Here is an 8,407-nt window from a genome sequence, read left to right as displayed (position 1 = left end):
ACGTTTCGCAATCCGTGAAGGTGGCCGTACAGTAGGTGCTGGTGTTGTAGCGAAAATCATCAAATAATTGATGGATTCTTAAATGTCTTAGAGACAGAAAGAAGACAAAAGAAAAGTGCGGGGAAAATTCTCCGCGCTTTTTGTTTATAGGTGATATTTAAAAGTTATCAAAATGTGATTTTTTAATCAGTATTTTATCGACTGGTTACATTTCTTTCGTTATAATTGAGCGTCTTATTTTATTTAACAAACGTGTTCGGTGTGGATTTTTACCGAGTGCAAATTAATTGAGGTAACAAATGTCATTAAATATTGAAACAACTCAAGGTTTAGAACGCCGTGTAGCGATCACCGTTCCAGCTGAAACTGTATCTAAAGCAGTTCGTGAAGAATTTAAACGCGCATCAAAAAATGTGCGCGTAGATGGTTTCCGTAAAGGCCATGTTCCTGCTCATATTATCGAACAACGTTTCGGTGCATCAATTCGTCAAGATGTATTAAACGATTTATTACCACGTCATTTTTTTGATGCCGTGATTGCAGAAAAGATCAATATTGCAGGTCGTCCAACTTTTGGTATTGAAACTTTTGAAGAAGGTAAAGATCTAGTTTTCACCGCAACTTTTGAAGTTTATCCAGAAGTTAAGTTACAAGGTTTAGAGAATATTAAAGTTGAAAAACCAACTGTTGAAATCACAGAAGCTGATATTGATAAAATGGTTGATGTGTTACGTAAACAACAAGCAACTTGGGCAGAAACCGACTCTGCAGCAAAAGCAGATGATCGCGTAACTATTGATTTTTTTGGTTCTGTAGATGGCGAAGAGTTTGAAGGTGGTAAAGCATCTGACTTCGTATTATTTATGGGACAAGGTCGTATGATTCCTGGTTTTGAAGATGGTATCGTAGGCCATAAAGCAGGTGAGCAATTCGATATTAATGTAACTTTCCCTGCTGAATACCATGCAGAAAACTTAAAAGGTAAGGCGGCAAAATTTGCAATCACCTTGAAAAAAGTAGAAAACATGGTACTACCTGAGTTAACAGATGAGTTTGTAGCTAAGTTCGGTCCGAGTACTAAATCTGTTGCAGATTTACGAGTAGAAATTCGTAAGAATATGGAACGTGAATTGAAAAATGCATTAGTTTCACGTGTTAAACAACAAGTAATCAACGGTTTAATTGAACAAAATCCAATTGAAGTTCCAGCTTCTGCAGTAGAAGAAGAAATTAATGTATTACGCAATCAAGCGGCTCAACGTTTTGGCGGTAATGCACAACAAGCTGCACAGTTACCACGTGAATTATTTGAAGCGGAAGCAACTCGTCGTGTTCAAGTAGGTTTATTATTCTCTGAAGTGATTAAATCTAATGAATTAAAAGCTGATGAAGAACGCGCTAAAGCAATGATTGCAGATATTGCATCAGCTTACGAGCAACCTGCTGAGGTTGTTGAATACTATAGCAAAAACGAAGAGTTAATGAACAATATTCGTAATGTAGTATTAGAAGAACAAGCAGTGGATGCAGTACTTGCTAAAGCTCAAGTTACTGAAAAAGTTTCTTCGTTTGATGAAATTATGAATCCACAAGCATAATGATTAATTAATATCGTTATGATTGAATAAAAGTGCGGTCGCTCTTTTTAACAAAAGCGACCGCATTTTTATTTGTAGGTTATTTAGAGTAAAATAATTAGCAATTTTAGTGAAAAAGGTAAGAAAATGAGTGTAATTCCTATGGTTGTTGAACAGACTTCGCGTGGCGAGCGTTCATACGACATTTATTCCCGTTTATTAAAAGAGCGTGTGATTTTCCTAAGTGGTGAAGTGGAAGATCGTATGGCTAATCTCATTGTGGCTCAGCTGCTTTTTTTAGAGTCTGAAGATCCAACTAAAGATATCAATATCTATATCAACTCTCCCGGTGGTTCTGTGACCGCAGGTATGGCTATTTACGACACAATGCAATTTATTAAGCCTGATATTCGTACACTTTGTATCGGTCAGGCATGCTCAATGGGCGCATTCTTGCTTGCTGGCGGAACCGCTGGCAAACGAGCAGCGTTACCAAATGCGCGTGTGATGATTCACCAACCTTTGGGCGGTTTCCGTGGTCAAGCATCGGATATTCAAATTCATGCACAAGAAATTTTGAAAATTAAACACACCTTAAACGATCGTCTAGCATTCCATACTGGGCAAAGTATCGAACGAATTGAGAAAGATACAGATCGCGATAACTTTATGTCAGCTGAAGAAGCAAAAGCATATGGTTTAGTTGATGAAGTTTTAATTAAACGTTAAGGAAACACATGTCAGACAAAGATAAAGATTTACATTGCTCTTTTTGCGGAAAAGAAAAAGGCGAAGTAGATAAATTAATAGCTGGTACAGACGGCTATATTTGTAATGAGTGTATTGAACTTTGTCATTCAATGCTTGAAGAAAGTAATGATGAAAGTGTAGACGAAAGTGCGGCAGAAAATGAGGAGAAATTACCTACTCCTCATGAAATTCGCGCTCATCTAGATGATTATGTTATTGGCCAAGATTATGCGAAAAAAGTGCTTTCTGTCGCAGTTTACAATCATTATAAACGCTTACGAACTAATCATGAAAATAACGATGTTGAGCTTGGCAAAAGTAATATCTTGCTTATTGGACCAACGGGTAGTGGTAAAACATTGCTTGCTCAAACATTAGCTCGTCGCTTAAATGTGCCGTTTGCGATGGCTGACGCAACGACATTAACAGAAGCTGGCTACGTGGGGGAAGATGTAGAAAATGTCCTGCAAAAGCTTTTACAAAATTGTGAGTATAATACTGAAAAAGCGGAGCAAGGCATTATCTATATTGATGAAATTGATAAAATTAGCCGTAAATCGGAGGGCGCATCAATTACTCGAGATGTATCTGGTGAAGGTGTGCAACAAGCTTTGTTAAAACTCATTGAAGGTACTGTAGCATCTATTCCACCTCAAGGCGGTCGTAAACATCCGCAGCAAGAAATGGTGAAATTGGATACGTCAAAAATTCTCTTTATCTGCGGTGGCGCATTTGCGGGATTAGATAAAATTATCAGTAAACGTACACAAACAAGTACGAGTATCGGTTTTAGTGCGAAAGTAGAAAAGGATCAAGAGGAAAAGTCTCTTTCTGAATTATTCCGTCAAGTAGAACCAGATGATTTAATGAAGTTTGGTTTAATTCCGGAATTTATTGGGCGTTTACCTATGATTTCTCCACTAAGTGAATTAGATGAAGAGGCCCTTGTGCAAATTCTTACACAGCCTAAAAATGCCTTAACTAAACAATATCAAGCTTTATTTGGACTTGAAAATGTGGAGTTAGAATTCACTCCAGAAGCTTTAAAAGCAATGGCGAAGAAAGCGCTTGAAAGAAAAACTGGTGCACGTGGTTTACGTTCTATTGTAGAGGCTGTATTGCTTGATACGATGTATGATTTACCATCTATCGAAAATTTACGTAAAGTAGTCGTGGATGAACGTACCATTGTAGATAATACTGCTCCAAAATTAGAATATCATTCTTAATAGAAAAGTGCGGTTGTTTTTCCTTATGTTTTCTATTTTGCTTGATGATTTTCAATAGGCAAGGCGAAAAGAAAATGCTACAATCGCACGTTCTTATAACTTTATTCTTATTTTCCTAAGTAAATAACGGATTCAATTTATGGCAACTGAAATTGTTGATAAAAAGAAAAATGCACCAGAAACGGTGGTAGAAGGTAAATCTAAAGGATTAAATACCCTTCTTTGGATTTTAGCCGCAGTCTTTTTTGCGGCAGCTGCAATTGGTAATGTTTATTTCCAAAAAGTATATTCATTACCTATTCGTGTAGTGGGTGTAGTCATTGCGTTAGTGATTGCTTTTGTATTTGCAGCAATTACTAATCAAGGTACAAAAGCTCGTACATTCTTTAAAGATTCAAAAATAGAAGCGCAAAAAGTGGTATGGCCAAGTCGCCAAGAAGCGCGTCAAACTACATTAATCGTAATTGGGGTAACAATCATTGCATCCTTATTTTTCTGGGCGACAGATTCGATTATTGTCACAGTAATTAATTTCTTAACTGATTTGAGATTCTAAAATGACTGAAGAAACAACTGTATCAAAAAAACGTTGGTATGTATTACAGGCGTTTTCTGGTTTTGAAAGCCGAGTGGCTTTAACTTTGCGTGAATACATTAAACAGCAACAAATGGAAGACCAATTTGGTGAAGTATTAGTTCCAACTGAAGAAGTTGTTGAGAATGTTGCAGGTAAACGTCGTAAAAGCGAACGTAAGTTTTTCCCTGGCTATGTGCTCGTAGAAATGGAAATGAATGATGAAACATGGCATTTGGTGAAAAGTGTTCCGCGTGTTATGGGATTCATTGGTGGTACACCTGATAAACCTGCGCCAATTTCTAAACGAGAAGCCGATACTATTTTAAACCGTCTAGAACAAACCACAGATAAACCACGTCACCGCAATGAGTATCATCCTGGTGAAGAAGTTCGTGTGGCGGAAGGTCCATTTGCAGACTTTAATGGTACAGTAGAAGAAGTGGATTATGAAAAAGGTCGCTTAAAAGTTTCTGTATCAATCTTTGGTCGTGCAACACCAGTTGAACTAGAATTTGGTCAAGTAGAAAAAATACATTAATCCTTGATTAAGGATAATTAAAAAAATTACCGCACTTCTATAGTGCGGTTTTTTCATGCCTTGAATTTATCAAGGTATTGTTACTTGTGTGATCTTTAATTTTAGGAAATTAATTGGTCGTAGAAGATAAGATATAAAAAATCCCTTGCTCAGCAAGGGATTTAGTAATGCATTAAAGCGCGGTAGAAATTACCAACCTTTTACAACACCATCTTTGAAGTGTTTTTTAGCTTCTTGGTAAACTTCTTCTGTTTGGTAAGATTTTACGAAATCTTGAACAGTTTTGCTGTCTTTGTTATCGGTACGAGAAACGATAATGTTCACATATGGAGAATCTTTATCTTCTACAAATACACCGTTATCTTGGGCATTTAAGCCTACTTGACCTGCATAAGTATTGTTTACTACAGCTAAATCAACATCGTCTAATGCACGTGCCGCAACAGAAGTATCTACTTCAGTGATGTTTAATTTTTTCGGATTTTCAACAATATCTAATACAGTTGAAAGAAGGTTATTTGTATCTTTTAATTGGATTAAACCTTGTTTTTCAAGAAGAATTAATGCACGACCACGGTTTGTTGGATCGTTAGGAACAACAACTTTAGCACCTTCTTGTAATTCATTCACATTTTTGATTTTTTTAGAATAACCCGCTAATGGATAGACGAAAGTATTACCCACAATGACTAAGTTATTTAAATTTTTCGCTTTTGCATCTTCATCTAAATAAGGTTTATGTTGCATTGCATTTGCATCTAAATCACCTTTAGATACAGCTTCATTTGGTAATGCGTAGTCATTGAATTCAACGAATTGAACGTCTAAACCATATTTTTCTTTAGCGACTTTTGCTGCAATTTCTGCAACTTGGTGCTCAGGACCAGACATTACACCGACTTTGATTTTAAGTGGTGCAGCTGCAGCTTCAGGTTTTTTGTCTTCTTTACAGCCTGTTAAAACGAGAGCTGATGCGATTGCAGTGATTGCAAAAAGTTGTTTTAATTTCATAGGATTTCCTTCCTGTTTAAGTTAAGAGTTGTGTTTAATTAACGATGATCCACTTTTTTAGCCAGTGTATCGCCGAGTTTTTGGCTAATCATAACGAATAGCACAATAATAATGGTTGCCACCCAAGTGACATAAGGCATATTGCGATATACGCCGTAGTTGATAGCGAGGCTACCTAAGCCACCGCCGCCTTGTGTTCCCGCCATTGCAGAGTAGCCAACTAAAGTGACTAGAGTGAGCGTGATGCCATTAATGAGTGTAGGTAGTGCTTCTGGCAAATAGAATTTACGAACAATCTGCCATTTAGTTGCCCCCATTGCTTGAGCAGCTTCAGTTAAACCATTTGGAATTTCCATTAGTGCATTAGCAGTTAAGCGAGCAACGAATGGCATCGCACAAATGCTTAATGGAATAATTGCTGCCGTTGTACCTAATACGGTTCCTACGATAAAACGTGTTAGAGGTAATAAGATTAAGAGCAAAATAATAAATGGAATGGAACGCCCAATATTAATAATTGTGTTTAATACGAAATGAGTGCGGTTATTTTGTAAAATCTCATTTTTTCCAGTTAAGAAAGTCCATACGCCAACAGGCACGCCGACTACTACGGCAAGTAAAGTAGATGCAAAGCTGATATAAATTGTTTCATAAGTTGCTGTTGCGACAACACCCCACATTTGAGGTGTTAATTGCTGGCTGAATGTTGCCAAGAAATCATTGAACATAACCTAGCACCTCCACGCGCACGTTGTTTTCCATTAAATAAACTTTGGTTTGTGTAATGGCATCTTCATCGCCTTCTACTTCAGCAATGGTATAACCAAATTTCACGCCTCCAGCATAATCAATTTGTGAGGTTAAGATACTGAGCTCCACACCAAATTTTTTTGATGCCTGAGAAAGTAACGGTGCATCGACTGAGCGACCCGTAAACTCAAATTTGATAATTGGATACGCTTTGCTGTGTTTAGGCGTATCAGTAAGATTTTCCAAATATTCATCAGGTAGACTAATGTGGAAGGTCGAACGAATAAACTCTTGTGCTAATTCTGTTTTAGGATTTGCAAAAATTTCACCGACAGTACCTTGTTCAACTAGGCGACCTTGATCAATTACGGCAACTTGATCACAAATCTGTTTAACAACTTCCATTTCATGAGTAATCAACAAAATCGTAATACCTAAAGTACGGTTAATTTCTTTTAATAATTTCAGAATAGATTGTGTCGTTGCAGGATCTAATGCGCTAGTGGCTTCATCACATAATAAGACTTTTGGATCGCTCGCTAAGGCGCGTGCAATGGCTACACGTTGTTTTTGCCCGCCAGAAAGATTACTTGGATAAGCATCACGTTTTTCACTTAAACCAACAAGTTCTAAAAGTGCGGTGATTTTTTCTTGGATTTTTACTTTTGGCTTACCTTCCAATTCTAAAGGTAATGCCACGTTTTCAAATACAGTGCGAGAACTTAGTAAATTGAAATGCTGAAAAATCATTCCGATTTGACGACGAGCACGTACTAATTCACGATCAGAAAGTCCTGTTAATTCTACACCATCAACAATAACGGAACCACTTGTTGGTTTTTCTAATAAGTTCACACAGCGAATTAATGTACTTTTTCCTGCACCAGATGCACCAATTACGCCACAAATTTGACCTTTTTCGATGTTTAATGAGACATTATCAAGCGCAGTCAATTTCTTGCTAGGCAGCTCAAAAATCTTCGTTATATTGCTTAGCTTAACCATATAAGCCCTTTTTATTTGCTATTTTTAAATCTGTTTCGGTATTCTAGACGTCTAGATTGCTATGTCAATATGTCAGATTATCTTTTTTAGACAGATTGGTTATGAGTTATATTTGCTAATTGCCTGGATTAAATAGATAATTTTCGTCAATTTGATACATATGAAAGGTAAGAGAATGAATAAAGCTATTTTTTTAGATCGCGATGGCACGTTAAATATTGATTACGGTTATGTACACGAAATTGATAACTTTAAGTTTATTGATGGTGCGATTGATGCATTGCGAGAATTAAAGAAAATGGGATATATGTTGGTGTTGGTTACCAATCAATCTGGAATTGCGCGTGGTTATTTTTCTGAAGAGCAGTTTTTACAGTTAACAGAATGGATGGATTGGTCATTGGCTGAACAAGATGTGGATTTGGATGGTATTTACTATTGTCCACATCATCCCGAGGGAAAAGGCGAATATAAAGAAGACTGTGATTGCCGGAAACCTAAATCTGGAATGTTATTGCAAGCGATCAAAGAATTAAAGATCGATCCTACGCAATCTATTATGGTTGGAGATAAAGTTGAAGATCTAAAAGCGGGAATTGGCGCGAAGGTGAAAATGAACGTATTAGTTCGTACAGGTAAACCAGTAACAGAGGACGGCGAGAGAGTAGCAGATTATGTGTTAGATTCTATCGTTGATCTTCCTAGAATTTTAAAACGATTAAAAAAATAGCTCAAAATATCTATATTTTGTTCTAATCGCTTGCGCTTTAATCAAAAGATCATTTTTTTAAATATTTTTACAAAAAGTACTTGCAAGGGTTTTTAAAATCCCTATAATGCACGGCACACAACGACGCACTGTTGTGAAGTATTTAAGTTTCCACGTGCGTCGTTGTTTTTTGCTCTTTAACAATGTATCAGACAATCTGTGTGGGCACTTGTTGATTGACTTGTTTTAAAATATTTTAAT

10 protein-coding genes are annotated in these 8,407 nt (G+C 36.7%); 7 read left to right on the top strand and 3 right to left on the bottom strand.

The annotated features are described in order from the left end of the window. The 6 genes from DV417_RS09700 to nusG all read left to right on the top strand — a co-directional run. Nucleotides 1-67 (top strand): EF-Tu C-terminal domain-related protein (locus DV417_RS09700; protein ID WP_080265453.1); only part of this gene is annotated, 67 nt, incomplete at its 5' end. Nucleotides 68-299: 232 nt separating this feature from the next. Continuing rightward, nucleotides 300-1,598, top strand: coding sequence for a trigger factor (tig, locus tag DV417_RS09215; RefSeq protein WP_118879466.1), 1,299 nt, complete (start codon nucleotides 300-302; stop codon nucleotides 1,596-1,598). A gap of 96 nt (nucleotides 1,599-1,694) precedes the next feature. Then, the gene (clpP, locus tag DV417_RS09210) at nucleotides 1,695-2,306 is read left to right on the top strand and encodes an ATP-dependent Clp endopeptidase proteolytic subunit ClpP (RefSeq protein WP_258183412.1); all 612 of its coding nucleotides are present in this window, start codon (nucleotides 1,695-1,697) and stop codon (nucleotides 2,304-2,306) included. Nucleotides 2,307-2,314: 8 nt separating this feature from the next. Continuing rightward, complete coding sequence (gene clpX, locus DV417_RS09205; RefSeq protein WP_118879465.1) at nucleotides 2,315-3,556, top strand: ATP-dependent protease ATP-binding subunit ClpX; 1,242 nt, start codon at nucleotides 2,315-2,317, stop codon at nucleotides 3,554-3,556. A gap of 139 nt (nucleotides 3,557-3,695) precedes the next feature. Continuing rightward, nucleotides 3,696-4,112, top strand: a complete 417-nt coding sequence (secE, locus tag DV417_RS09200; protein ID WP_118879464.1) for a preprotein translocase subunit SecE — start codon at nucleotides 3,696-3,698, stop codon at nucleotides 4,110-4,112. 1 nt (nucleotide 4,113) lies between these two features. After that, on the top strand, nucleotides 4,114-4,671 hold the full coding sequence (gene nusG, locus DV417_RS09195) for a transcription termination/antitermination protein NusG (RefSeq protein ID WP_005628071.1): 558 nt from the start codon (nucleotides 4,114-4,116) through the stop codon (nucleotides 4,669-4,671). A gap of 189 nt (nucleotides 4,672-4,860) precedes the next feature. Here nusG and DV417_RS09190 read toward each other — a convergent pair whose 3' ends face one another. From DV417_RS09190 to metN, 3 genes are read right to left on the bottom strand one after another with little or no spacing between them, the layout of a single operon-like run. Continuing rightward, nucleotides 4,861-5,682: a MetQ/NlpA family lipoprotein gene (locus tag DV417_RS09190; protein ID WP_118879463.1), complete on the bottom strand. Its 822-nt coding sequence runs from the start codon at nucleotides 5,680-5,682 to the stop codon at nucleotides 4,861-4,863. A gap of 38 nt (nucleotides 5,683-5,720) precedes the next feature. Beyond that, nucleotides 5,721-6,410 carry a methionine ABC transporter permease gene (locus DV417_RS09185; protein WP_118879462.1) on the bottom strand — a complete coding sequence of 230 codons (690 nt, stop codon included), beginning with the start codon at nucleotides 6,408-6,410 and terminating at the stop codon, nucleotides 5,721-5,723. Further along, entirely contained in the window at nucleotides 6,400-7,437 is a 1,038-nt protein-coding gene (gene metN, locus DV417_RS09180; protein WP_118879461.1) for a methionine ABC transporter ATP-binding protein MetN, read from the bottom strand. Before metN ends, DV417_RS09185 begins: the two co-directional genes overlap by 11 nt. Nucleotides 7,438-7,612: 175 nt before the next feature. Here metN and gmhB point away from each other — a divergent pair, with 175 nt between their 5' ends. Continuing rightward, nucleotides 7,613-8,167: a D-glycero-beta-D-manno-heptose 1,7-bisphosphate 7-phosphatase gene (gmhB, locus tag DV417_RS09175; protein WP_118777459.1), complete on the top strand. Its 555-nt coding sequence runs from the start codon at nucleotides 7,613-7,615 to the stop codon at nucleotides 8,165-8,167. Nucleotides 8,168-8,407 lie beyond the last annotated feature (240 nt).

The sequence above is a fragment of the Haemophilus haemolyticus genome, assembly GCF_003490935.1.
Taxonomy (GTDB): domain Bacteria; phylum Pseudomonadota; class Gammaproteobacteria; order Enterobacterales; family Pasteurellaceae; genus Haemophilus; species Haemophilus haemolyticus_M.
The sequence above is the reverse complement of the archived record's forward strand: the minus strand, read 5'-3'. Positions and strand labels throughout refer to the sequence as shown.

What these genes read in the sequence shown, in the direction of transcription:
- tig (WP_118879466.1), top strand. Translation starts at nt 300, where the DNA reads ATGTCATTAAATATTGAAACAACTCAAGGTTTAGAACGCCGTGTAGCG.
- clpX (WP_118879465.1), top strand. Translation starts at nt 2,315, where the DNA reads ATGTCAGACAAAGATAAAGATTTACATTGCTCTTTTTGCGGAAAAGAA.
- secE (WP_118879464.1), top strand. Translation starts at nt 3,696, where the DNA reads ATGGCAACTGAAATTGTTGATAAAAAGAAAAATGCACCAGAAACGGTG.
- nusG (WP_005628071.1), top strand. Translation starts at nt 4,114, where the DNA reads ATGACTGAAGAAACAACTGTATCAAAAAAACGTTGGTATGTATTACAG.
- DV417_RS09190 (WP_118879463.1), bottom strand. Translation starts at nt 5,682, where the DNA reads ATGAAATTAAAACAACTTTTTGCAATCACTGCAATCGCATCAGCTCTC.
- DV417_RS09185 (WP_118879462.1), bottom strand. Translation starts at nt 6,410, where the DNA reads ATGTTCAATGATTTCTTGGCAACATTCAGCCAGCAATTAACACCTCAA.
- metN (WP_118879461.1), bottom strand. Translation starts at nt 7,437, where the DNA reads ATGGTTAAGCTAAGCAATATAACGAAGATTTTTGAGCTGCCTAGCAAG.
- gmhB (WP_118777459.1), top strand. Translation starts at nt 7,613, where the DNA reads ATGAATAAAGCTATTTTTTTAGATCGCGATGGCACGTTAAATATTGAT.